This window comes from Halopseudomonas pelagia (genome assembly GCF_009497895.1).
Classification (GTDB): Bacteria; Pseudomonadota; Gammaproteobacteria; order Pseudomonadales; family Pseudomonadaceae; genus Halopseudomonas; species Halopseudomonas pelagia_A.
In genome coordinates this window covers 151,503-174,370 of record NZ_CP033116.1, presented here as the reverse complement: position 1 = coordinate 174,370, position 22,868 = coordinate 151,503, and the positions used below count along the sequence as shown (strand labels likewise).

Here is a 22,868-nt window from a genome sequence, read left to right as displayed (position 1 = left end):
ATGCCGGTCAAATTTCTACTCGTTGATGATCTCGCGGAAAACCTGCTGTCTCTGGAGGCGCTGCTTCGCCGCGATGATCTCGAGCTGCTAATGGCCAAATCCGGTGACGAAGCGCTGGAGCTATTGCTGCATCACGACTTTGCGCTGGCACTGATCGACGTACAGATGCCGGGTCTTAACGGTTTCGAACTGGCCGAACTGATGCGCGGCAATGAGCGTACGCGACGTATTCCGATCATCTTCGTCACCGCAGGCACGCATAGCGCGGAGCGCCGGTTTCAGGGTTATGAAGCTGGGGCGGTGGATTTTATTCAGAAGCCGATAGAGCCCGACATTCTGCGTAGCAAGACCGAAGTCTTTTTCGAGATTTTCCGCCAGCGGCAGATGATTGCCGAGCAGCGGGATCTGCTTCAGGCGCAGGCGCAGGCGTTACAGCTGTCTGACAAGCGCAAGGACGAGTTTCTGGCCGTGCTGGCGCATGAGCTGCGCAACCCCATGGCTGCCCTGCAGGGCGGATTGCAGCTGTTGCTGCGCAAGCCTGAAGGGCCGCAGGCGGACCGGATAGGCAGCCTGATGCAGGATCAGATGACGCACCTCTTCCGTCTGGTGGACGACCTGCTGGACGCCTCGCGCATTACCCAGGGCAAGATCGAGCTGCGCACCGCGCCATTTGACCTGCGCGATGCCGTATTGGCCGCGGTAGAAATGGCCCGGCCAGTGATCGAGGCGCAGGATCACGCTCTCAGCCTGCACCTGGGCGACCACCGCATCGAGCTGTTGGCCGATCAGGTGCGTATCACTCAATGCATCGCCAACCTGCTGAATAATTCCGCCAAATACACGCCGCCTGGCGGCCGCATCGATGTTACTGTTGAAGACACCCCTGACGCTTTCCGCGTGACCGTTGCCGACAATGGCCTGGGGTTGACGCCTGAGGCATCAGCCGCGATTTTCCGGATGTTTGAACAGGTGGAAGGTCACCTCGCGCATTCTCATGGCGGGCTGGGTATTGGTCTTGCGCTGGTCAAACAGTTGATAGAGTTGCATGGTGGCAGTATTGAAGCCTCAAGCGATGGCCCGAACCTGGGCAGTGCGTTCACGCTTGAGATGCCCAAGGTATTGATCCGAAATGGCCAGACTCTCAGCTCTAGCGCTGTGCTTAGCTGAAGGCAATGGCTGAACGCAAAGAGTGATGGGTAAGCGAACTGGCAACCTGCGTATGAGCAACCCTTGGAGCACCACTGGGCCATGGCATTTGAAACCTGGTTAATCTATCTGCTGGCGGCTATTGGCTTGTCCTTGTCGCCCGGCCCAAACGGTTTGCTGGCGCTGACGCATGGCGCGCTGCATGGCCGCCGCATGACGCTCTATACCATCCTCGGCAGCTGCATTGGTTTTATCATCGTCATTGCCCTGTCGATGTTCGGGATTGGTGCGCTGCTCAACGCATCGCTGGCCTGGCTCACCGTGCTCAAATGGGTCGGCGGCGCTTATCTGGTCTGGCTTGGCATACAGGTTTGGCGCTCACCGCCCATCGGTATAACCGACTACACCGCAGTAGCATCCAGATCTCCAGGTTCGCTGTTTCGCCAGGGCGCACTGGCGGCCATCAGCAACCCCAAGGTGATTCTGTTTTTTGCCGCCTTTCTGCCGCAGTTCATTGATCCGTCTCGCAGCCTGCTGGTTCAGTTTGTCGTATTGGCGGGCACTTTCGCTGTCGTCGAATTCAGCATCGAGCTGGTGGTCGCCAGCCTGGCCAATCGCATCAGCAAGTGGCTTACCAAGGTTGGCCGTCGTTTCAATCAAGGTTGTGGTGCTGCGTTTATTGCGATTGGGGTGGCGTTGCCGTTGCCGTTGCGGTCTTAGGTTACGGTAGGCTCTTGATGTCGGCTTCTGGTCGCAAACCGCCGCTCGCAAAAATCTGGGCACAAAATCAGTCAAAGAAAAACGGAATTGGATATTTCGGTAAGGGAAGGAAGTGACTGTTTGGTGCGCACAAAACCGTGCTATCGATGACAGGCTGGATTGGCTGCGAATCGCTTTGGCGATTCTTGGGGCTGTGCCCCGTCGCTGAAGCTCCGCCCAAATCGCGGTGCGATTTGTCGAACGTTTGGTTCTCATCTGCAATCCGATCCACCATACAAACGACAAGGCCCAGCATTTGCTGGGCCTTGTCGTTTGTATGGCGCACCCGACTGCCTTCGGAGGGCAGTACCGCCTAAATGGCTTGATAGGTCTTAATCTGTATAATCTCATGTAAACCGCATATGTAAAGCCTTTCAGAAGATTTATCAGCTTTGAAATTTAAATCAATTAGCGTAAATTAATGCCTATATCTTTGGGCCCACGAGAATAACGGGCACAGGATGCAGACAAAAAGCGCTCAAAAATACAATAATTTTGAGTATTGCCTAAAATTCCGGGTCGCAGATTAACCTCCTGCCTCGTCGGTGATGGTCGCGAACTCCTGCCGGCACCCGATACAGGTGCTAGAGGGCGTGAGCCCAAGAGATCATCGAAATAACCAACCCCTGGGCCCTTTAGGAAAACACGATGCCGTCGTACAGAGACCTGCAGCTCAGCAACCTTGTCCCCCACCCCGTAATAGCAGAGTCGGTGAATGCATCCCTGGCGTTCGAGGACCCGCAACATCTCGCGCGATTCAGTGATGAAATGTTGGAGGTCTTGCAACGATCACAGCCCGCGCATGTTGTGCAGGAAAAGCCAAAGCCCGAGCATGACGTGCAGGAAAAGTCACAGCCGGCGAGATATCTGTTTTTTGCTGGGTGGCGCCTGTTTCATGAACTGCGCCGACGCGGCGTCAAAAAGATCTGCGCGGTTGTTCATGAAGAATCCCCGCTAAATATGGAGGCGTGGGCAATAATGGCTGAGCTGGGGGTGCTGAGCGCCGCGGGCAATAATGAGCGCTACAGAACAGAGGCCTACCGTCTGCTGAGTACCCAAAAAGCGCTATGGCCAAGAATTTTCTCCGGTGACAGACCACGTACACCGGCTACAGCGCTTGAACGTCTGTGTGGTATATCACGAGCTGCCGCACAGAGAATCGCCAACCCAGCAGACACCCAGTTAGAACCAAGCCTGTTAGAACAAATACTGAATGAAACGCGAGAGCAGCAGTGATTCAAATACTGATGAGGCTGGAGCATGACGCACACACTACTAATGTCCTCGTGCGACGGGCGAACGAAATTCTATCTGGATGCGTGCTGGATTCTGAATATGGTAATGATTTAAAAGGCCTCGCAGAGCAGTATGCCAGTGCCTACCCGCACGATGATGATCCTTGTGAGGAGCATTTAAAAAACCTTCTTGGACAGCTGCGGGAGAAGAAGCAAATCACGGAGGCGCAAGCCGAGGCTTTTTTGTGTACACCTCCTCCGTCAGCATCACTACAAAATTTGCAGTCCTTCGTCCTATTAGCCGCCCTTGAACACCAAAAGACATTTGGAGATTTGGGAAGGACGCTGCGAGCAATGTCTGCGTATCGTCTACTCGTCGAGGATCGTACAAAAACTAGTAAACGTCTGAATAGCCTCGAGGTTGAAAAGCTGCTGCCTATTGCAAGCCGCACCTTGGAGAGCCTGTTAGGAAGCATTGATCTGATCTTGGGCAGCCTGGCCGCCTCACATAAAAGCTACGCCCAGCAGCGGCTGATGCCAGTGCGGCGAATACTGGAAGATGTCGTTTCGAGAAATCTTAAGAACAAACGTACACGACGCAACGCTTCTGAAGATGAGGGAACTGTCTCGGTCGGCGGTCAAAGAAGCGGTGGTTCTCTGATATATACAGTCTCTCAATCAGTCAGCACGCGATATGCGCTTGAGACAGACGAAACACCAGGTTATATCGAATTGTCGCTGCAGACGACCCTGTCGGACGTAACACAAGAGACCTCAGAGTACCGTGCGGACCACCAAACCCCGGGTGTTTTTCTGGCAGCACAGGCTGAAAAAAATGCTCCAGCCAGTTTGCGGAGATCGTATGCCCTGAGTGCTATGCACGCGAAGATCGTAGCCGGCGCCCTTGAAAGGCGCGAAAAGAGACTGGTTTGCCTGACTAACAGACTAACCAAATACGAAGTGGGGATACTGCTGTCGGAGCTCGCAAGCCGGATGGAATTCTGCGATGTTTCATACATGCTATATCTGGTACTGGCGACAGGTCGTAAGCCCGAAAAGCTTCTACAGGCTAGGCAGGTAGCTCGAACCGGTGATTTTCATGAAACCGGCGATGCATACCGTTTAGGACAGTCAGGCAGTATCTACTGGCTATACCGCTACGAACTACCACCTCATCGGCTACCCGAAAAGCAACAGCGACTGCTGGATCAGCAAAAAGCTGCCGTGGTGATGCCAGTGCCCTGCGCCGCGAAGGCGGTTCGTACCCTTCCTGATGGCAAAGAGTTAGAGCTTCAAGCTGAGGAGCTTCTCAAAAGGATCAATAAAGCGAACTCTACCAAGTTGTCGGTCAGCAAAATTGCTGATCACTTGGCGAATTACCTACATCGTCAGGGAGTAGATGATGTTCTGACCGCCCTGATTATTGGAAGCCCTGACATCCAGGAGGCAGGGCTTTATTACACCCAATATGACACCGTTTCCATCTATAGGGCTTATCAAAGTTACCTGAAAACCGAGCTGAGGACTGAAACTCCAGATCCAGATGAGAGTAAATCTGAGCTTGGCGGCTCGCAGTTGGTGGTCAAGGAAGAAGCAGTTATCGCAATTTTTGACCACCTACAGAAAAGCCTTCAGCGATTAAAAGACCGAAGCTGGATCGAAGCACACAACCGGTACGTGATGTACACAATTCATCTCTTGAATATTGCTACTGGTCATCGCCCCGTTACAGATCCCTTTGATGACATCGACCACATCGACCTAATAAGTAAAAAAATCTTCATTTCAGATAAGGAGTCGCGACTGACGTCCAGCTCTGCGCGGACCCTCGTTCTGCCAGACACCGCCGTAACCCAAATCAAGCTCTACAACAAACACCTGGAAAGACTGCATATCCAGATGCAGAGCTTATCCCCTACATTTGCTAAACAGCTCGGAGACGCACTCAATGGGAAAGACCGACTGTTCTTCTTCATACGGCAAGGTGACATGACTGACGAGTTCAGCATGGTTTCTGTCTCCCCTAAAAGTGTTGAAGATCTCTGGGAGGGTACTTTAGGTCTGCCATCGAACTGGCACCGTCATTTTTTACGCAGCTACCTGCTAAGGCAAAAAGAGGTTACTGGGGAATCAATCGATACCTGGATGGGTCATGCGAAGCCAGGACAGGAAGGACTAACCCGATATAGCGGAATGAGCATTAAGGCGCTGGAGACGATTGCTCTGGTGATAGAGCAGCTCTTCAGTAGGTTGGGAATTATCCCTCTTACCGGCCAAGGTCGTGCTCATGAGTAGGCCTCTGTATGGCTCGGCTTTGCGGGCAAAAAGAAATAACATAAATTACTCGAATGCTGAAGCGCAGGTGCATGACGCTATGCCCGGCTTGATAGCTACTCACCTGCCTGCACTATCGGGATGTCCACTTGATCGTGAGGAGTTTGGTGCTCAAGTACATAACTTTCAACGCTTTCTCAGGACGGAATACCCTGATATTAAAAGGTTTAAGATCGCTTACGAGTTTCTGGCTGATTTTGTAGCGAAAGGCAATGAGCAAGGTTTATGGCAACTGGACATACCGGCAATTATTGTCAGTGTTTCGAGGACGACCACTAGCCGAAGTCATCACAATTTCAAGGCAGGCATCAGGGCCGGCAAGCTGTACCAGAGTTGGCTGCACCAGTTGGCTATCGAAAAGCATTCATCAGATCCAGAAACCAGGCTGGCCGATGTACTTATTTCAGCACTTTTTTATGGAGGCTTGGCAAATCCCCGAGCAGTTACCAGCCTCGCCAATGTGCTCGTTAGTGAGCCTAAGCCATTACAAATTGCCGGGGACAACGGTGCGTTTGCTTGGATAGATTTGATCTTAATTGGTGATAAAGACCCCTTGAATGATAAGGCTTCTGACGAAAGCGGTACAAAATGGCAATCACTCCATAGGTTTTATCCAGACAACAGAACACTCGGACAGCTCGTTCAGTTTCAGCACATAAAGAAATACACCGACCTAAGAGAATCTGGAGAGCGTAATCAATCTGACGTTTGGGAGATTCTGAGGAAGAGGCTGGCAGGCAGCACTCAAAAAAATTCGATCACTAGTCTCAGCGCCTTCTGCCAAGGTGCTCAAGCGGTTACAGAAACATTACCTGATGTTGAGTTGCCGCAAGCATTGCTAGAGTGCGCAGCGGGTCGTGTTGGTTCAGTGTCGCTACCGTCGAAATTGTTACAGAAGTGGCTTCTGATAACTCTTGACGACGCCACGCCGAAGACGTTTTCCCTAAGCGGCGTGCAGATCGCCTGGAAATGTGGCCAGCCAAAAACCTCTCTAAACCACGGAACCCAAAACAGCTACTCAGATTCCGGCGAAAAGAGATCAGTAGACGCTCTTATAAAGCAAATTAGTGCTGCTTTGCAGGCAGAGATTTCCGGAGTAAAAAATACGCCAGCTCGTGCCATAGCGCGGCTGCAGGAAATAGGTGGTCAAGCGCTCCCGTTGAACGCTGCCCTTCTGGTCGACTGGCTCCTCGACTGTCTTGTCACACGCAAAATCAAGGTGTCTTCGGCTTCGCGTTACTTTTCCGAGTTGGGAAGTCTTTGGCTGTTTCATACAAACGAAGCTGACATCGATGATATGGATGAAAGCGAGCTCGAACAGGTCTATCGGCAGATACTTACTTTCAAGCCTGGGGAGAAAATCAAGTCCCTGAATTATCTCCAAGCTCGCTTGCGGGATTTACATCGATTCGCAACCCAGTCGGATCATTACGGACTACCCGAGTTAACCGGCTTTTTTGAGTGCGCGGGCGATACACAGTTACAGCCACAGGTCAGGACAGGGTACATCCCGGAGCACAACTACCAAGCCATGATTCGAGGCGTGCGAAACCTGACGGGCGTTGACCGAGACACAAAGGAAGGTCTTGCTGTGCTCCTGATCCTGGCATACCGCACCGGCCTGCGGCGAGGGGAGCTGCTCAAGCTGAGACTGTCAGACATCGAAAAGTCTGATGAGTACTGGTTCTATGTGGTAAATAATCGCTACGGGAACAATAAAACCGACTCGGCACGTCGAAGAATTCCCGTTTACTTACTGCTGCTGCCTAACGAGCTAGAACGGTTTCGTCAGTATTTAAACCACCGTCTTGCTCAAAACAAGAATCACATAAACACACTGCTTTTTTCAGAACCGCATGCAGTGAGTGTACCGTATAGAGGCAGCATCGTTTCAGGCCTCACCAAGGACCTTCTAAGCTTCCAGGGCCTGGATGAGCTGTCATTCCATCACTTCAGACACAGTACTTTGACAAACATATTTGTCGTGATGGAGGAGAATCCGGACTTAATTCAAAAGCTGACCGGATACAGTGTTGATCAGGCCAAAAAAATACGCTCTGAGTTGTTCTGCTCAAATCCGATGAGTAGTCGAGACAAGTACAGTGCGATAGCCGGGCTTGCTGGGCACCTGGTGCCTGATACAACATTTTTGTACTACGTTCATGAGACAAGCCTGCTCTTCTGGCAGCAGCTTGCTAAATTCGATCCAGTGCTGGACAAAGAGCAAATTTCTCGTCTAAGTGGTCTTTCGTCTAAGGCCATAAATCCGTATTTCATTGCTAATGACGAAACAGTCAGGCTTTCAGCTATGCGGCCCGAGATTTTGAAACGGCTTGCGCCGATGTCTCGGACCTTTAAGACAAAAACGTTAAGCACTGTTGCGACTGAAGAAGCTCCCTACACGCCTTTGAGACCGAAGCCAACAGTTCGTGATTGCCACGCTGTACTTCGTGATCTGGAGGATGGTGACCCTGTCCTTACGCTTTCTGTGCGTTATGCCATTGATAAAAACAAAATACTTGGATGGCGTGAGGCTGCTAAGGAAATACAAAGTTTAACTACAAAGGCCGGAAACAGTCGACACTTCCCCAAGGATGTGGTCCCAAAGGCCATCGGAATCCCCTTGGCGCCGATAAGACCTCAAGATAGAGCGACCGCGGCTGAGACTGATAAGGTGATCTCGCTTCTGCGGGACGCATACGGCGAAGACAGTATAGGAATTAGGTGGTGTATAGAATATTGGAAAAATAACACGAGCCAAGCGAAGCCAGGTACACGGTTTACCCATTTTGAAGATGCAGCAAAATTTGTAAATTCACTTGAACGGGTCATACCTAAAGGACGCTGGGGCTTGAATATTTTAGTAGCTCCAAAGGTTTCCATTGAAGAGCTGGATACCTGGCGTTCGCTAGGCATAAGCTACCAAATGCAAGAGGTCTCCCAGGGCAGCTCGGTTCAGGCATATCTGAGATTAAGGCATATCAACGAAAAAGAAATCATTGGTAAAAGGAAGCACATAAAGCAGTTTTCCTCGCAGCTGCTGAACTATGTGTTTCACATGCTTGCGATAATGGTCGACGGAGTCGGTTATGAGCAACCGCAGTGCGCCGGCGCAAAGCAGTAAATAGTTAAGGTTGGAAGCAAGTATGTGTGTCCAATTGCCGATAAAGATTAGGAGCTATTCCACGGTCTATGGTGCTACCGTATGGAAAGAATCATGAGCTTATGAAGAAATTGCTGCGCTGACTCGCCAATGCGCCATCGAAGAGGCAGTCCGCCAGCTAAAAGTCTGAAAAGATACAAAGTGCTGGATATAAGGCGTTCAAAGAGGCACGGCGGAATATAATTTAATACTGATGATGAGCTAAACTCGGCTGAGATCGCGTCAGCCCAGTGGCGGCTTGGTAGCCGCCAAGCACAGGAAGATTTGATGACTGTCCCGAATAAGTTGACCACTATAAATCCTCTCTCAAGAAGTCAGTAATAACACCGCCTTCAAACCCATAAAACCTGACCTTGTCGGAATATCCCTGTATGCAGAAAGGGCAAGTTAACCACTCTATGGAATTATTGATGTTTTTGCCTGGACTCAGCTTTTCGGCATTACGATACAGGTAGGAGTTCACTCCACGCCACTCAAAGAATGCTGACTCTGAGTCATCGCGTTCATCTCGCTTTCTAAATTTATATGCCTTGAAGCCATAAAGTAGGATGTTTAGTTCATGCTCGGATAAAGTTACAGCAGGCTTTGAAAGATCAAATAGCTCCTCCTTGGCGAAACGCTTAATCGTCGCCTTAGGGATCACTTTATGTAAGGGGTAGTGCATGAAATCACTTTCGAGAACGGAGCATGAGGAATTGATCCACTCTCTTAAGGGGTAGCTCTGAATGTGGCCGTAACCGCTGCAATAGTGGCAGGAGTTCCTATATAAATTAAAAGCGAACTCGTGAGGGAAGGCTCGATCTACTACGCGCTCATGAAGGCTTAATAAGCGTACTGTGTGATAGTCAAAGTTCCCGTTTGTCCTAGGCACTATTACCACGCCGGCTCCATTCAAGTAAGCTGACTGCAGCGAATCGGCACACACCCTAAATGACCAAGGATTATCATCGCAGTCGATATTGCGCTTGTCGAATTTCTTGAGAATTTCTCGCTGCAGTGATATCGGTACTCGTGGGAAACGCTCTAGTAGCGCAATGAACGGATTGAAGAAAAACCGGCGCTCCTTCTGCAATGCGCGCTCCAACGCTTCTCGACTTCTGTGTAAAAAAATATTGTCATCAGGGGTTACAAGGTTAAAATATTCACTGAATTTCTCTTCGAGAGCAAAGTTTTTCTGCTTGATAAAAAGTGGAAGGATTAACCCATAACGTTTTCCGTTTAGCTCCTTAGGAAACTCGTCATCCTCGATGTGAAGATCAGTTTCTTCACAAGGAATTAGAAGACCGTTAGGCGAACCAGACTCTGTCAATATCCGCGCGTGATTGAGACTGGGGAATTCTTTCTCTCCTATTTGCCCTTGAACCACCGTGGAGTCGTCTTTAAGCCCAGAGCCCTCGCCCATATCTATTATGAATTCGCACCTGTATATAAAATGAGGATTGTGCTCGATTACTAATACAGTCGCATCTGACAGAAAATCCTTCAGTGTTTCGAAAAGGTCTTTCACTGCTTGAGGGTCAAGCCCACGGCAAGGCTCGTCCAGGATCACAAACGAGCTACTAGAGTTGCGGTCAGACTGATGCGCCATTAAGAATCTGGCGACTTTTAGTCTCTGCAGTTCGCCACCGCTAAGACTTCCGGTCTTTCGCCCCAAACTAAGGTGAGAAAGAGAAAGCCGTTTCAAAATATTTATCGCTGCAGAGAGAAAGGCTAGTCCGCCGTCCAAAGGAATTTGGTCTAGGTCGGCGGCCAATAGATCAGTAAGAGTAATTCCCTCAACACCTAATAGCGCTATTTCAGATCTGAAGCGACTACCAAAGCACAGACTGCAGACCTGTTCGGCAACAATACCCGTGCCTTGGCAGTGACCGCATGCCCCCGTTGAATTAAAACTGAAATCGCTTTCAGCTAACTCGCAACCGTCACTTTGGGCATAAAACTTTCGTATTTTATCGAATACGTTAAGGTAGGTAGCCACAATAGAGTTTGAGGCGCCACGCGGTGGAGTGCTGTCAAGCAGAACGACGTTTTCACTACGCTGCAGTAGTGCCGGGTAGATTAGTTCGCGACATAATGTAGACTTTCCTGCCCCACTGGATCCGATAATTGCGGTGAAAGCACTATAAGGAATACGTACCTTTTCCAAATGTAGAGATCGTAAGCGTTGTAACTCGAGGGTGATATATTTAAAATCGGCTGCTGGCTTGAAATTTTTAACCAAATTGCCCAAGCCAGCGACTGATTGAGCGTAATCGTCAGCTACGCAGTAAAAACCGCCCCTATGTCCCGGACCAGGTCCAATCTTTACTGTCCTATCAGCGATCGTGCGATACACCGGGTTATGGTCCACAATGAGAATCGAATTGTTGCGCGCTCTTAGCTGATTGATGAGTTGGAGTATTTTTAGGTTGTCACGATATTGTAGGTTCGAGGAGGGCTCATCAATAATTACGAGGCGTCCTGAATATTGATTGATTAGTACAGGCAGTAACCTCATTCTTTGAAGTTCACCTGAGCTCATGCTCAAAGTAGGTCTGTTCAGATTGATGTGGTCAATGGACAGCGCCGATAGGTAATCCAGCACGACTCGTAGCTTGTGCATGCCATCATCCTTATTAGTAACCGGAAATAGTAACTCGGTAAGTAATTTGGATGGTGTTAGCCCGAAAAAGTAGGCTATGGACTTTCCATTGAAGGTGACCGATCGAGCCTGCCAGCCTAAGCCACTTCCCTCGCAGTCATTGCATGGCTCAATAGAAATAAATTGCTGAGCTGCGGGGTCGTTATTGTTTCGGGCTAGCTTGTCTTTCAAAATATTCAGAATTGTTGATTTGTGCTCATTACTGAGAGAGCAATATGACTTATTAACATCGATTCCTTCCTTCTTCAGCAAGGCTAAGAGGCCAGAAGGTAGAAACTTAAAACCTTTGTAACGTCCCGATGGGGAGAGCGGGACATTCAGGAAACCGTTTTTTAATGGAGCCTGTCCATCAACGGTCCGTTCAACATCGTAGTGAGTCACAGTTCCAGTGCCGCCACATACTCGGCAGCATCCTGAGTGGGACGACATTGCTGAGCGTGAAAACAACAGTTTGGATGGCAACCTAAAGACCGTCCCGTCTTCTAGCGCAACGCCGCATTCGTTGAAATCTATCTCAAGGGAGTCATCCATCAGTACTGGGACTGCTTTGCTTTTTTTCAACAGAGCTGGGGCATCGCCAATATCTAAATCAATGAAGACCTCACATGCAGTAAGCTTGGAGGTGACCAGCTTGCCCAGAGCAAGTGGCCTCAGTGCATGTTTTCCTTCTGCCCGAAGGAAAACCTGCTTGATCCCAGCATTACGTAGAAGGTCTATTTGGGTACGTCCAATTTCCTCATAGCGAGCAATGCAACCTAGTATTCGAGCCTGCGGGTGATACAGCTGACGAAACTGTATGATAGTCTCAATACTCGGTTTAGAAATCGTGCTCCCGCGATAATGAATCTCGCCCCGCTGAACGAATAGCCTGATCAGCAAATCATTGAGTCCTGTTCGTGTTCCGAAGGTCGATGACGCAGAAGGCATGACGGAGCGCTGAGAAATTATGGCTGACTCAGGCATGCGAGTTGCGGCCTGAAAATTAGGGCGGACACAGTAATCAAAGAGATTATCGCTCTTGCGGCGTAGCTTGCTCTGCCGCATTGCCTCAGCCGCTATTACCTGATTGACTAAGGTGGATTTTCCAGACCCGCTAACACCATTAATCAAAATCACTTCTGCGGCTTCTGCATAGAAGTCAATGTTCTTGAGATTGTTCTCGGTAATACCGGTGATTTCAAAGAAGGTCTTTTTCGCGCTCATATAAATCGAATACCTGCCTGATGATCTTCTTGTAGGATTGGCACATGGGACTCTTTCCCTCTACACGATAGAGAGGGCAACCACCCGCACAAATCAGTCGGTACTCGCATTGCTGGCAGTCATCGCTCAAACCAAAGTGTCTTTCCCTGCCTTTTTGAATAATATCCAGAAGCCCCTTGTCATCATCGAGATGCCCCAGCGGCTTACCCTTGCCAAATTCGGTATGGCAAAAATAGACTGAGCCATCTAGATAAATGGCTGCAGCATTCTTACCCATCGAGCAGGGGGTTGAGCTGGGGTAATGGGTACGCAAATCGGAGACAACAATACGCCTACTTACTGGAAAGCCATCATCCACACCGGCTTGGATCACATCAGAGACTTTCTCCATAGCAGAAAGGAACTCACCGGGATTAATGTACCCGCCTTTAGCATCGGCAAGACGGAAGGTGATATCGTTCTCTATTAGATAGCCCACCAGATCCGGAATGCCCTTGTGATTTTCTGACGTTACTGTGACCATTACACTTGGAGTGATACCCGCATGTTGCAACCGTTTGATGTTCTTATCGACAACCTCAAAGGTACCCTTTTGTGTGCCCGTGTAAATTCTGTTCTTGTCATGGTAGGCGGCGAGGCCATCAAGAGAGACTGAGATTGCAATATCGTATTCCTTAATGAAATCGATCATCGAATCTGTCAGTGTTGTAAGATTGGTTATTAGCCGCAGCTGCAGTTCGATTTTCTCTTCCGCCAGTACCTTCTTGAGTTTGGCAACATTCGCATGCCACTTTTTGAACGCCATCAAGGGTTCGCCACCTGCGAGTTTGATGCTCACAGTACGCAGGCCTTTTACCTCCAATAGCTTGCGCGTAAGGACGTCAAACAGATCGGAGCGAAACAGCTGATTGCTATTCAATGATGGGATATAGCAATAGCTACAAGCTAGATTGCAGCTATCCGTTACCTGCAACCAGAAATTGAGATCTTCAACATATGGAAGATGTTCTAAGGAGTCAGAAGGAGTGAAGGGGACTAAGATATTTTCGCCTACTAGTCGTGCGAAGGTGGCTTTGTCCGCATCACTTTCACTGATTCCCCCTGTTTTTTCTGCTCTTTCTAATAGTGCAACTGAGAGTTCATCTAAGACGACTATATCGTCTCGATGCTCTTTTCGAATAAAAAAAACTATCCCGTGACCTGCAGCGGTCTGATTCTCAATACTGTACCGAGTGTTGAAGCCATAATTCATAGGTTAAACCTGATGCTAGCCATTTTCCGTGCGTGCCATTCACCGGTCAAACCTTCGAACTTGATACTGCACTCTCCGCGTCGGTGCAGAACATGATGATTTGATAAAAGCAGCAGATCGCCGCTCTCTAGGCATATGTCAGACGTGATATCCATCATTACAGCATGCAGCATGCTCACCACGGACATTTCGGCCGAGCCCCACTGCATCTGTTTTTTACCCAACAACAGTTCGTGAAACCGGAAAATGGTTTTTCCGTCTAGATCGTCTAGGATCGGTTGCTCAAAGCGGCCTCGTTCAGCAAGGTCATACACTAATCTGTATTCCTTAAGGTCCTGCTCGCTCAACCCAAACGCTTGCTGCACCCGCTCAACAAAAGATCGCATGTGTACCACTTGGTTGCGGCCATAAAGTGGGTGCCTGGGGTCTTGTTGAAGACAAAGCAATGCAATGTAGGCTGGAGGATTCGGTTGGAACATGAAATCCGAGTGGAAACCACCGCAAAGCATCTGCTCAGAAAAATTTGGGCTCTCAGGAAGTACGCTGTATTGGTGGCAAAGCACTCCCATCCGGTTGGAATAATACAGCTGGCCACCCGATAGCCGATCCAAGTCACATTCAAGCCGCGAAACATCAGTTCCGTATTGGCGTATAATTTGGAAGCCATTTTCGGAGAGCGCAACTTGGTCCAGCTGCAGAGCGCTGCTCCGAATTTTCTTTTCGCCGGGCCAACGCACCACATTATGGCTGATAGGGTGCTCACTCACCGACACGAATCACGCGCGTCTAAGGGCATCAGACAGTCCTGACGATGTGATCGTCAAATCGTCGATATGGCAGGGGCAAACTTGTGGACATTTTTGTGCGGCACTATCGGCACCGTAAAGCGGCTCGTCAAATAGCTGCTCCCATAGGCTTGTAGACACGCTTTGTACCTGAAGCCATTGCTGTCGGTTCTCTTCGCCGAGCATGCCGAAATAAGGATAATGGTGAAGGTACTCACCAAACAGCGCATTGCAATCATCCATATAGGCTCTGGTATCAAGGATATGTAGGTGCCAAATTTCATCAATATCCCCGTTAGGCACCATTTGCACACCACCCAGCGCCTTAGTCACTGCCATGTAACGCTTATAGTTTTGCACGGCTTTTTTGGCACGCACTTGAGTCCATTCTCCCCTTTTCACATCCAATATTTTTTCAATAGCTAAACTGAAATCCCAAGCTGCAGTCACCGCCAAGGCTTGCTCAAATACCGCTTCATCAAATTGTTGGGACACGATAATCTCCTTTTTCTCGCACTCCGAAGCGCAAGGCCTGTTTAATTTATTTTTGGGCCAATGTGTTACAGCCGCATCTAGGGTAAGACACCTGTATAACATGCTAAGCGGCGGACTGCGGCGACGCAAGGCGTATTCTCGTCTCGGCGGTCTCGAGGGCCATATACGCATTTAACAACTGACTAACGGATCATCCTGATGGTAGTGCAGAGCGAAAGATTGAGCCTGCGCTTAATCAGCTATAGATAATATCGTTATAAATTTCTAGTTTGCTGCAATAACGGCTCACGAGGCTGAGTCTTCAAATCGGTAGCCACACGGCTTCCTGCTCGAGTGCCAGTCCCGTCTGGCACATGCGAACCGTTAGCGGGCTCAGGTACTGCGGTAATAGCGACACAACACTGTTGAACTCGCGATAAGTATCCTGCCATAGCCTGTGGCTGCCGTAGCGTTCCAGCCTGGTTTGCCAGTCAGGCATCAACCAGCATTCGCAGGCTTCACCGAGCAGCGCGACAAGCCGCGCAACATTGGCCAGCCCGACACCGTCATAGTCCGGGAACAGTATCACGCGGCTGGCGCGTGGTTGCCTCGCCAGCCAGGCTAGGAGTCGGCCATCCAGCTGTCCGCCGTAGTACAACAAGGTCGCTTGGGTATCTGCCGGCAGCCAGTCGGTACGATCGAACAGCGCCTGGTTTTCCACCAGCCAGAGCGGCTGTGAGGTTTGCCAGCTGTCCTCGGCCTGTAGTCGCAAGCTGGCTGCGCCGTAATTCTGGGTCAGCTGGCTGAGGGGGAGCTGGTTGCCGTTTTCGTCCTGATGCCAGAACACTCGGTCACCGACTGCCTTCAGCTGGGGGTAGTAGCTGTCATGCTGGTGATTGCGTGCCTTGCTGTTTCGCGCATGAGCGATGTGTTGCGCGCGAAGCGGTAAACTTTCAGTGTTTGGCATCTCGACCTGGGGGGAGAGTCCGGCTAGGTGGATGTTAAACAGTTGCGAATCGCTGACGCGGTACACATCGCCGCGCCCCTGCCGTTGGCAAGTCACCGCGCCGGTTTGCCGGGCAAAGCCATCAAGGGCGCTGCGTTGAGCGGGGGTGAACTGGCTGGCGGGCAGTGTTGACTGGCCGTGCAGCTTGAGCAAGGCGGCGCGCAGAGTGCTATCCATGCTCAGGCTTCCACTGGTTCGATGATCTGCCAACTGAAGCGGCTGATCTGGTTGCTTCCATTACGCTGGTGGATCGGGACGCAATAGCGCACTGTGGTCAGCGGCGCGGGGGAGGCAAAGATCAACGAAAAACCGAACTCCGCAGCCGTGTCGATCAGGCTGCGCTGGTTGCGGGCATCCAGAGCCAGCGCCTCGTCCAGGTAACAGATGCCTTGAATGGGCCGGCGCTGATCTTGCATCAGGTGCAGCATTGCCAGACCGGTCACCAGCTTGGCCATCAGCACGGTGCCGTTGGAGGCGGCACTGTCGAGGTCATCAAAGCCTTCAGGCTCACGATCCGCCTTGCCGACCCAGAAACGCAGGCGGAACAGATCAGCCACCCGCAAGCCGTGACGTGCGTTGCCCTCCTCGATCAGCAGGGCCTTGGCACGGTTTAGCTGGTCATCGTCGAGCACACTCTGCTGGTTGAACAGCTCGAAGGTATCTCCATTGTTCACGGTGGCCGCGGTATTGATCAGTAACTCGATGGCTTCGACCAGGGTGGTTTCGTCTTCCGGTTCGATCTTAAACACCGCCAGATCGGACAGTTGGCGCCCGCTGATCTTGCGGTTGAACTCGCGCATGCGCCTCTTGAAGGCAAGCAGCCCGTCGCGCAGCTCGCGCAGGCAGGCAGCCACGTTTACTACCGCCGAACGCACTTTCTTTTCCAAGGCTTCGGCTTCTTGCGGCAAGTGATGGGCAAATTCAATCAGGCGGGCGATTTCACTCTCCTGATCGCCAACAAATTGATATTTGGTCAGTCCGCCGGTATGGATTTCACCCAGCAGTTGGCGAATTTGTCCATCGAGATCCAGCAACTGGCGGCAGTCCTCCAGATAGGTCTTCAGGCGCTCAGCCAGCTGTTCCAGCGGGAACTCGGGTTGTGCCAACCACGGCTGGTGCGGTAGGTCGGCCAGCCAGATAAAGGAACCTTCGTGATCAATGCGTTGGTTGCGGCGCTGTTCGATCTGCCGGTGCTGTTGCTGCAAGACATCTAGATCCTGCTTTCGCTGTTGACGCTGCTGATCCAGCGCCCGGTGCCTGTCTGCCGACTGCGCCAGGCTGGCAGAGAGTTCGACGAGCCTGTGCGTCAGGGATTCAAGCCGATCCTGGCGCGCGGCTTTGCTGTGTTGCAAGTCCTGCATGTGTGTGTAATCGCGTAGTTCACTATCCAGCTCTGCCAGTTCTCGGTCCAGTGCATGGCATTGCTGTTTTACACTTTCCAGTTCCCGGACAGTCGTCAGTTGCTCTCGAAGCAGAGCCTGTTGCTGCTGTAAGTCCTGTTGTAGCTCGTCAAGTTCTTCCAAGGTGCGTTGTTGATACTGTGTTGGCAGGGCTTCCAGCCGCAGGCGCAGGCCGGATAAGTTGAGCTGCCCGGTATCAGTGCCTGCCAGCGCCACTGCCAGTGCATGGCTATCGAGCTGGTAATCCACTGCGCCTAGGGTCAGCACCGGTTTGGCCAGTAGCCTGGTAAGTCCATCAAGTTGTTCTGCCGGGATCAGGCTGGCCAGTTGCTGATACAGATTCTGTCCCTGGGTACGTATCTCCTGGACCAGTTGGGCCAGCTCCGTATCCAGTCGAGCCAACTCTCGCTCAATGGCTACTGGTGAGCGTTTCTGTACCTGACTGATACGTCCCATTAGCGCATCGCGCTGTTCCTGGAGTTTGCGGCGGCGCGACTCAAGCGTGCTGCGCTCGGGAATCAGGGCAAAGCGTTGCTGCAGTTCGTGCAATTGTTCGCATTGCTGCCGCAGCTGTGCCTGTTCCTGTTTGCACTGGGTCTGCTCTACTGCCGACTGAATGTCTTGCTCGCGCAACTGCTGTAGCGCTTCATCGCAATGCACCAGCTCATGCTGCAGTGTGTGTCGGCGGGTCTCATAATGCTGCTGCCACTGCCCCAGCGCCGCATCAATCAGCGGACGCCAGCACAGCAACTTGCCGCGCAGTATCTGTCGGGCATCCTGTCGCCGTTCCAGTTCGCTCAAGGAGGGTTGCTGGCGCACGGCGGCTTGGTACTGGCTGCGCTCGGCGTTGAGGTCGGCGAACGCCTTGTCCCACTCAGCCTTGAAATCTATGCTGGCATCTGGCAAGTCACGGCGGAATATCTGCAGGAGGTAGTCCTTCACTTCGCTGGAGCGCAATTTGTCCAGCCTTAGTGTACGGGTGAGCACGCGCTGAAAAACGCTGGCGTCGTTTGCGTGCTCGAGTCTGAACACGCAAAAGTCCTGTTGGCTAGTGAGTTTGCGGCTGCGTCCCCCGTACACCATGTCGGCGAATTCGCTTCCGCTGTAGCTGAATACCCTGCGTCCGTGGCTGCCCAGATGGCTGGCTAGTTGAGGCTGCGCAACCAGTGTGCCATCCGGCAGACAGAACTGTTCGGTCTTGAGCGGGCCGGCATAGGCAAAGTATTCGTAGTCGAAGCTGACCCCTTTGCCTACGCAGCCGAGTACCACTGTTCCGGACTCCGGCAGGGTGACTTCCAGGAGCACATAGGCGCTGTTGTTGGGGAAATAGAAACGCCGGCTCTTCTCCACATCGTGCGCACCAAAGTCCATGCGGCGCCGGTCGATAATCAGCAAGAACTGCAGGGCATTGATCAGGCTGGTCTTGCCGGTGTTGTTGGGGGCGACCAGTGAGACAGCGCCATCCAGTGGCAACTCGGCGCGCGAGTACCCGGCACTACCCAGCAAGACAAGGCGTTGGAAGCCGTACTGCATCAGTCCTTCTCCCCGTCGTCCGTTATCTCAAGGGCAGTATCCTCGTCAGCAACCGGGCTTGCCTCATCGCTGTCGTCCTTGGCGGTCAGTGCCAGGCCTTCGAAGTGGTCAAGGTAGCGGCACACCGCAGGCAGCAGTCGCCAGCCGTTTGGCTCGGCCACGGCGAAGCCCAGGTTGCAGGCGCGAACCAAATGATCTTGAAGAGCATCAGGGTGCAGGCCCTCAGCGTCCAGCAGCTCTTGCTGTTGCTTGTAGACTTCGCTCAGCCAGTCGCTGTCGATCAGCCAGTCAGTAAAGCGTTGCAGGGCTTTGCCTGCATTGGACTGGGCGTCGAAGATCACCATGAAAAGCAAGGCCAGCTGGCGGCTGGCTTTGCCTATGTTGCTGTTGGCTTCTCCGCTGTGGAACCAGGCAAAACCTCTGGCATCCAAACGCAGGTCAAACCCCAGCGCGACAAACAAGGCGGTATAGCTGTCTTCTTGTTGTTCCAGTTCAGCCCACAGCGCAGGCTCTGCCAGCCGGTTCAGGTGCTTGCCGGAAAGAAACAATCGAAATAGCTCCGCCAATGCCGGCATCTGCGACAGTGTGCCTGTCAAAGGGTGAGAAATTGTCATTCTGGCGTACTCACACGGTGGGGGTGGTGCAACACACGGATTGTCTGTAGACGGGTTTTTACGGGGTGCGCTGCCGGCTCGAACTGCCAGTCTGGTTCGTGTTGCAGGTCATGGAACAGACGCAGCAGGGTGGCATCCTGTAGGTCAGCGTAATGGCTGTTCAGCCAGTCGAGCAGGTCTTCCACCGGCAGGCTTCGGGCCAGGTGTGCACGAATAGCAGCTTCTTCGACGTGCTCCAGCAACTGCATGGCCTCACTGGGCTCGTCCTGTGGAAAAACCACGGCCTGCGGTTGGTAGGCTCGTGCGGCAGCCATGACCATGCGCACTTCGTCGCCTAGCTGCAGCTTAAAGCCGCGCTCGTTGCGCCAGACGGGGAGTGCCGTATTGTCGGTATAGCGAGACAGAGCACGCCGCAGCCCACGCTTGCGAACCTGGCCCAGCAGCAGACTGATCGCGCTACTCAGCACATTGTGTTGACGTAGCTCTTCGCGCAAGGGCAGCAGAGTGTCGGCACACTGTTGTGCGACCAGTCGACCAAAGCGCCGCAGCTCTTTGGCTTGATGTGCTACCTGACGCAATTGCAGGCGATGCGAATAAAGCACGCCTTGTACCGAGAGCCTTTCCAGCCCCAAATCGAGGGCGTGCTCCGCGTCCTCCAGGTAATGATAGAAGGTGCCCTGCGGGCCGGTGTCCATCATCTGGTTCATTGGTTCCACATACTGATCATAGGCTTCCAGTACACGGCGGTAGCGCTGGCTGATCGGCATACTACTATCGGCGCTTTTGGCGTTTTCGGCCAGCTCAAGCAGTGCGTGTCGGTCCTGATCAAGCTGCAGGCTGATCTGGCGAAAGAGTTCAGCGAGCTTGTTGGCGGCGGAGCGCACGCGGTCCATGTCTGCTTCCGCCATCCCTTCGTTGAGTACCTCGGTGGCCTCGCGGATGGCGATGACTCGTGCCTGCAGCACAGCAGCCAGACCGAGTTCGTGCTCGCGGGTGAGGCCCCGCACGAACTCCAACACATAGGCGTTTAGCTGAAGATCACTACTGCGCGGTAGAGTTTGCAAAATATTGGCGTTGACGAGCGCACGCAGCACAGCACCCTGCGCTTCAACATCAGCTTGTGCAGACACCCTGGCGATGCTGTTCAATACCTGATCGCTGGTCAGCACGGCAAATTCGCGTGATAGCCGCATCAGGATCTCCACGGCGTCCCAGTGTGTATAAAGTGAATGGACCAATGAGCGTGGAGTAGTGGTCACCTTAGCCTTGCCTTCCATGTGTGGCGTTGTGATTTCTGCGAGTGTTATCCATAGCTGCATTGTGCACTAATTGCATGGGATTCTGCAGGGCGGTCTCAGGGACCAAGTGCAACACATGAGATAGAGTGCTGCCAGAAAATCGCCTATCTTGTTTGTATCAATAACCTGAGTGGGTGTTGTCAATGATTGATATCTCGGAGTCTCTCAATAGGGTTCCTGCCAATCAATTGAAAGTCGGCTTTTGGCAGGCTGCAGAAAGCTTGGCGAAACTAAGAGAAGCCGAGCACATAGCAATCATACGGACAGGGCTGCCTTCGGCGACGATCCGTATGGCCGCGGCGGCTCTCAACGTCAATCGCCAAGTCTTGTGCCGCGCACTGAGCGTGTCTATATCGACGGTCAATCGGATACTAAAGAACGGCAAACGGCTGGATGCTGTGGCTTCAGAACGCGTCGTTCGATTGTTGCAGATAGCCCTATTGGCGCGTGACTTATTTGAGAGCGAGGAACGGGCTGCGCATTGGCTGTTAACTCCTAATGATGCGTTGGGCGGAGCGAATCCCTTCACCTTCTGCGACACGGAGCTAGGTGCGAGGCAAGTTCGGCGCACCCTTCGCTCAATCGAGTGGGGACATGCGGCATGACATACCTCAGTTGCTAGAGCCAACCAGGCAGAAAAGTCACATAGCGGATGCTATTTCCGTCTAAGCTCCACATAAGATTTATTCGCCCTTGATTCTATAGAAATGTTGACCGGCCGCTATAGACCGATTGTTCGGCGTCTACATCAGCCCAGCAGATTTCACTGAAGGGCGGTCTCAGGGACCAACAGCACACCGGCCAGAGTTAAACTAGACCGCCTCCATAATACTCAGTGTGAATCAGGTGTGTAGCATTAACTGAAGATCCACAATAATTAAACCGCTAAAAGTAGTAAGCACAAAACCAGTATAGCTAAGAAAACCGTTTCGGCGCATAGCAATAGAATTGGCCGCCACCCAACTATCGCCAGCTCTTTTAGTGATGTCTTCACCCCTAATGCCGAAATAGCCAGCATCAGGCAGCCACGCGATATCTCACCCATGGTATCCGTTAACAAAGAGGGGATCACACCCACGCTGTTGATCACTACCAGTACCGCAAAAGCAATCAAGAACCCCGGCAGCAACTGAGCGCGGTTTTTTCCGAGCACTTTTTGTTTTGATTGACGGCGGTAAAAGAGCCATCCAATAATCATTACAGAAGGTACCAGCAAAGCTACGCGCATTAGTTTGACGAGCGTCGCTGTATCACCCGTCAACGGCGAGATCATATAACCTGCACCTACTACTTGTGCAACATCGTGAATGGTTCCACCCAAAAATACTCCCGTCTGTTCTTCTTTAAGCCCCAGGAAGGCAGTTAAGATGGGATACAGAATCATCGCCAAAGTCGAAAGCCCGGTTACTCCGACCACCGTCAACAACGTGTCTCGCTCACTGTTTTCATGCTTGGGCAATATGGCCGAAATAGCCAGCGCTGCCGACGCTCCGCAGATAGCCACTGCTCCACCCGTTAGCACTCCAAAGTCTGATCTCAGCCCTAATAAACGAGCAGCTAGCCAACCGAAGCCTATAGTTGCCGCCACTGCTAGTATCGCACCCAGCATCACGCTAGAGCCCAACCCACCAATTTGGCCAACGGTGATACGCGCGCCCAGCAGCGCAACGCCTAGGCGTAATATTGTTTTGGATGCGAATTCTATACCTGGCACGCAACGTCCGTCGTCGATGAGAAAATGACAGGACATACCGAACATCAGCGCAAACAGCAGTGCTGGCCCACCATAGTGCTCGGCAATAAAAGAAGAGGCCAGAGCTATGACTAGGCTGATGAGTATTCCTGGCAGCAGCCCACGGGCCTGGCTCAACAATGTGCGAAAGTAATCGGAAAAGGCGTGCTGTGTATATTTAGTCATTTACCCATCTCTGAGCATGCCTCGCATGTTTCGCATTGAGGGCTCCGAACAGGCGTAGCTGTGTATGCCATTAGCTGCATAGTGGCGAGAAGAATTGAACTGGCTTC

The 22,868-nt window shown here is 51.9% G+C and carries 15 protein-coding genes; 6 read left to right on the top strand and 9 right to left on the bottom strand.

Annotated elements, in window-relative coordinates; all coding sequences use genetic code 11:
- From EAO82_RS00825 to EAO82_RS00805, 5 genes are all read left to right on the top strand, one after another.
- On the top strand, window positions 1-1,167 hold the full coding sequence (locus tag EAO82_RS00825; RefSeq protein WP_218838666.1) for a hybrid sensor histidine kinase/response regulator: 1,167 nt from the start codon (window positions 1-3) through the stop codon (window positions 1,165-1,167).
- An 81-nt stretch (window positions 1,168-1,248) separates the two neighbouring features.
- Entirely contained in the window at window positions 1,249-1,866 is a 618-nt protein-coding gene (locus EAO82_RS00820) for a LysE family translocator (protein WP_153274260.1), read from the top strand.
- A gap of 750 nt (window positions 1,867-2,616) precedes the next feature.
- Complete coding sequence (locus EAO82_RS00815; RefSeq protein WP_143520313.1) at window positions 2,617-3,141, top strand: hypothetical protein; 525 nt, start codon at window positions 2,617-2,619, stop codon at window positions 3,139-3,141.
- On the top strand, window positions 3,138-5,435 hold the full coding sequence (locus tag EAO82_RS00810; protein WP_096346715.1) for a hypothetical protein: 2,298 nt from the start codon (window positions 3,138-3,140) through the stop codon (window positions 5,433-5,435). Before EAO82_RS00815 ends, EAO82_RS00810 begins: the two co-directional genes overlap by 4 nt.
- Window positions 5,428-8,598 (top strand): tyrosine-type recombinase/integrase, encoded by a 3,171-nt coding sequence (locus EAO82_RS00805; protein WP_096346716.1) that lies wholly within the window; start codon window positions 5,428-5,430, stop codon window positions 8,596-8,598. The genes EAO82_RS00810 and EAO82_RS00805 overlap by 8 nt, the downstream gene beginning before the upstream one ends.
- A 331-nt stretch (window positions 8,599-8,929) precedes the next feature.
- Here the strand turns inward: EAO82_RS00805 and EAO82_RS21070 are convergent, their stop codons facing one another.
- From EAO82_RS21070 to EAO82_RS00765, 8 genes are all read right to left on the bottom strand, one after another.
- Window positions 8,930-12,481 carry an ATP-binding cassette domain-containing protein gene (locus tag EAO82_RS21070; protein ID WP_096346717.1) on the bottom strand — a complete coding sequence of 1,184 codons (3,552 nt, stop codon included), beginning with the start codon at window positions 12,479-12,481 and terminating at the stop codon, window positions 8,930-8,932.
- On the bottom strand, window positions 12,456-13,733 hold the full coding sequence (locus EAO82_RS00795) for a radical SAM/SPASM domain-containing protein (RefSeq protein WP_096346718.1): 1,278 nt from the start codon (window positions 13,731-13,733) through the stop codon (window positions 12,456-12,458). Before EAO82_RS00795 ends, EAO82_RS21070 begins: the two co-directional genes overlap by 26 nt.
- Entirely contained in the window at window positions 13,730-14,500 is a 771-nt protein-coding gene (locus tag EAO82_RS00790; RefSeq protein WP_143520314.1) for a TauD/TfdA family dioxygenase, read from the bottom strand. The genes EAO82_RS00795 and EAO82_RS00790 overlap by 4 nt, the downstream gene beginning before the upstream one ends.
- Before the next feature lie 9 nt (window positions 14,501-14,509).
- The gene (locus tag EAO82_RS00785; protein ID WP_096346720.1) at window positions 14,510-15,013 is read right to left on the bottom strand and encodes a glycine-rich domain-containing protein; all 504 of its coding nucleotides are present in this window, start codon (window positions 15,011-15,013) and stop codon (window positions 14,510-14,512) included.
- A 301-nt stretch (window positions 15,014-15,314) separates the two neighbouring features.
- Window positions 15,315-16,175, bottom strand: coding sequence for a hypothetical protein (locus EAO82_RS00780; RefSeq protein ID WP_096346721.1), 861 nt, complete (start codon window positions 16,173-16,175; stop codon window positions 15,315-15,317).
- 2 nt (window positions 16,176-16,177) lie between these two features.
- Window positions 16,178-18,931: a hypothetical protein gene (locus tag EAO82_RS00775; protein ID WP_096346722.1), complete on the bottom strand. Its 2,754-nt coding sequence runs from the start codon at window positions 18,929-18,931 to the stop codon at window positions 16,178-16,180.
- Window positions 18,931-19,545 (bottom strand): condensin complex protein MksE, encoded by a 615-nt coding sequence (locus tag EAO82_RS00770; RefSeq protein WP_096346723.1) that lies wholly within the window; start codon window positions 19,543-19,545, stop codon window positions 18,931-18,933. The genes EAO82_RS00775 and EAO82_RS00770 overlap by 1 nt, the downstream gene beginning before the upstream one ends.
- The gene (locus EAO82_RS00765) at window positions 19,542-20,738 is read right to left on the bottom strand and encodes a hypothetical protein (RefSeq protein ID WP_231703261.1); all 1,197 of its coding nucleotides are present in this window, start codon (window positions 20,736-20,738) and stop codon (window positions 19,542-19,544) included. The genes EAO82_RS00770 and EAO82_RS00765 overlap by 4 nt, the downstream gene beginning before the upstream one ends.
- Before the next feature lie 248 nt (window positions 20,739-20,986).
- Here EAO82_RS00765 and EAO82_RS00760 point away from each other — a divergent pair, with 248 nt between their 5' ends.
- Window positions 20,987-21,448, top strand: a complete 462-nt coding sequence (locus EAO82_RS00760) for an antitoxin Xre/MbcA/ParS toxin-binding domain-containing protein (protein WP_096346725.1) — start codon at window positions 20,987-20,989, stop codon at window positions 21,446-21,448.
- Between the two features lie 272 nt (window positions 21,449-21,720).
- On the opposite strand, the gene EAO82_RS00755 is transcribed toward EAO82_RS00760, so the two are convergent.
- Window positions 21,721-22,761: a YeiH family protein gene (locus EAO82_RS00755; protein ID WP_096346726.1), complete on the bottom strand. Its 1,041-nt coding sequence runs from the start codon at window positions 22,759-22,761 to the stop codon at window positions 21,721-21,723.
- Between the last annotated feature and the right edge of the window lie 107 nt (window positions 22,762-22,868).

Bases quoted from the DNA above. Each gene is read 5' to 3' on its own strand.
- EAO82_RS00795 (WP_096346718.1), bottom strand. From the start codon at position 13,733: ATGAATTATGGCTTCAACACTCGGTACAGTATTGAGAATCAGACCGCT.
- EAO82_RS00805 (WP_096346716.1), top strand. From the start codon at position 5,428: ATGAGTAGGCCTCTGTATGGCTCGGCTTTGCGGGCAAAAAGAAATAAC.
- EAO82_RS00770 (WP_096346723.1), bottom strand. From the start codon at position 19,545: ATGACAATTTCTCACCCTTTGACAGGCACACTGTCGCAGATGCCGGCA.
- EAO82_RS00775 (WP_096346722.1), bottom strand. From the start codon at position 18,931: ATGCAGTACGGCTTCCAACGCCTTGTCTTGCTGGGTAGTGCCGGGTAC.
- EAO82_RS00780 (WP_096346721.1), bottom strand. From the start codon at position 16,175: ATGGATAGCACTCTGCGCGCCGCCTTGCTCAAGCTGCACGGCCAGTCA.
- EAO82_RS21070 (WP_096346717.1), bottom strand. From the start codon at position 12,481: ATGAGCGCGAAAAAGACCTTCTTTGAAATCACCGGTATTACCGAGAAC.
- EAO82_RS00825 (WP_218838666.1), top strand. From the start codon at position 1: ATGCCGGTCAAATTTCTACTCGTTGATGATCTCGCGGAAAACCTGCTG.
- EAO82_RS00765 (WP_231703261.1), bottom strand. From the start codon at position 20,738: ATGCGGCTATCACGCGAATTTGCCGTGCTGACCAGCGATCAGGTATTG.
- EAO82_RS00755 (WP_096346726.1), bottom strand. From the start codon at position 22,761: ATGACTAAATATACACAGCACGCCTTTTCCGATTACTTTCGCACATTG.
- EAO82_RS00760 (WP_096346725.1), top strand. From the start codon at position 20,987: ATGATTGATATCTCGGAGTCTCTCAATAGGGTTCCTGCCAATCAATTG.
- EAO82_RS00820 (WP_153274260.1), top strand. From the start codon at position 1,249: ATGGCATTTGAAACCTGGTTAATCTATCTGCTGGCGGCTATTGGCTTG.